General features: G+C 70.5%; 2 protein-coding genes. One reads left to right on the forward strand and one right to left on the reverse strand.

The annotated features are described in order from the left end of the window. Window positions 1-63 precede the first annotated feature (63 nt). Entirely contained in the window at window positions 64-522 is a 459-nt protein-coding gene (locus ABTZ89_RS38305) for a bacterial proteasome activator family protein (RefSeq protein WP_351054312.1), read from the reverse strand. A 211-nt stretch (window positions 523-733) separates the two neighbouring features. Between ABTZ89_RS38305 and ABTZ89_RS38310 the strand changes: the two genes are divergently transcribed. Continuing rightward, window positions 734-1,933 carry a cysteine desulfurase-like protein gene (locus ABTZ89_RS38310; RefSeq protein WP_270951576.1) on the forward strand — a complete coding sequence of 400 codons (1,200 nt, stop codon included), beginning with the start codon at window positions 734-736 and terminating at the stop codon, window positions 1,931-1,933. Window positions 1,934-1,980 lie beyond the last annotated feature (47 nt).

Consider the following 1,980-nt stretch of genomic DNA (forward strand, 5'->3'; position numbering starts at 1 on the left):
GCTGATCGTGTGCGACCTGTCCGGGTACGGGAGTTCCGGGCCGTACCGCGACAAGAAGGCCTACTACCTGCTGATCCAGTGCGAAACCGGGCTCGCCATCTGCTGGGCGAACAGCGCGGTCTGCAGGCCGTGGAACAGGCCCTCCAGCCAGCCGACCAGCTGGGCCTGGGCGATCCGCAGCTCCGACTCGGACGGCGTGCTCTCCTGGGCGAACGGCAGCGACAGCCGCTCCAGCTCCTCGATGAGCTCCGGGGCCAGGCCCTGCTCCAGCTCGCGGATGGAGGACTGGTGGATCTCCTTGAGGCGGCTGCGGCTGGCCTCGTCCAGCGGTGCCGCCCGGACCTCCTCCAGCAGCTGCTTGATCATGGTGCCGATGCGCATCACCTTGGCGGGCTGCTCGACCAGCTCGTTGATGTCCTCGCCGCGCTCGGGCTGCTCGCCTTCGGCGATGGCGCCGATCGGCTTGCCGTCCTCGCCGACCACGAACACCTGCGGCCTGCCCTCGCTGTCTTCGCGCGTCATGTCTCCATCCTGGCGGGTCGTCGAACGCTTCGCGTGAGCGGTGACCGGTCCGTCCTGTTCGGTCCACCACAGACCGAACGCACCACGTCACCGGGCGCGCGCTCGCAGTGTCCGGGGTTCCGCGTTCGGCGTCGAGTCCGGGGACCGGTTTTGATGCGATATCGGCCACCCGGCAGCCGGTACCGCCCGTCCCGTACGTAACGTGTGCTGCATGGCGTTCGACGTCGCGGCGGTTCGCGGGCTGTTCCCCGCGCTCGGCGACGGGTGGGTGCACCTGGACGCCCCGGCAGGCATGCAGGTTCCTGAACAAGTGGCGACTGCGGCGTCGACTGCGCTGCGGGCGCCGGTATCCGGTCCGGGCGGGATCTTCCCCGCCTCGCAGCGCGCCGAGGCGATCGTGGAAGCCGCCCGTCGTTCCATTGCCGACCTTGTCGGTGCGAACCCGGCAGGTGTGGTGCTGGGTCCGAACTCCGCTGTGCTGCTGCAGAGATTGGCCGATGCGCTCGGCGACGGGTGGATGATCGGTGACGACGTGGTCGTCTCCCGACTCGACCACCCGGCCAACGTCGCGCCCTGGCAGCGCGCAGCGCAGCGCTCCGGCGGCACGGTGCGCTGGGCCGAGGTCGACATCGAGACCTGCGAGCTGCCCACCTGGCAGTACGAGGAACTGGTCACCCCGCGCACGAAGGTCGTGGCGATCACCGCCGCTTCCGGCGCGGTCGGCACCCGGCCGGACGTGCGGCAGGCCGCGGACGCGGCGGCCGAGCACGGCGCGCTGGTCGTGGTGGACGCCTCGGCGGCGGCGCCGTTCGTGCCGCTGGACATCACCTCGATGGGGGCCGACGTGGTGGCGGTGAACGCCTCCGCGTGGGGCGGTCCGCCGGTGGGTGCGCTGGTGTTCAAGAACGCGGCGATGCTCGACCAGCTCCCGTCGGTGGCGCTGGAACCCGGTGCGCGCGGCGCGGAGCGCATGGAGCTCGGCCCGCCCGCCTACCCGCTGCTGGCCGGTCTGGTGGCGTCGGTGGACTACCTGGCCGCGCTCGACGACTCGGCGGTGGGCCCGCGCCGGGAACGGCTGCTGACCTCGCTGGGTTCGGTGAAGTCGTACCAGGCGGGACTCCTGGCGAACCTCACCAACGGCCTCCGCAAGCTGAACCACGTGATGCTCATCGGCGACGCGATGCGCCGAGTCCCGTCCATGGCGTTCACGGTGTCCGGTGTGAAGGCCGAAGACGCGGTCGAGCACCTCGCGGAGCGCGGCGTCTGCGCCTTCGCCGACCCCGGAACCCACGGAGTCTTCGCGGTCCTCGGAGTGGCCGAAGTCGGCGGCGCGGTCCGAGTGGGCCTCGCCCACTACACCAACGCCGCCGAAGTCGACCAGCTCGTCCGAGCCGTAGCCGAACTCACCTGACCAGGTGATCTACCGCAATTTCAATGGAAATCGAACCTCCGATTTCC

Source organism: Saccharopolyspora sp. NPDC002686, assembly GCF_040295745.1.
In the GTDB taxonomy this organism is placed as follows: domain Bacteria; phylum Actinomycetota; class Actinomycetes; order Mycobacteriales; family Pseudonocardiaceae; genus Saccharopolyspora; species Saccharopolyspora oryzae.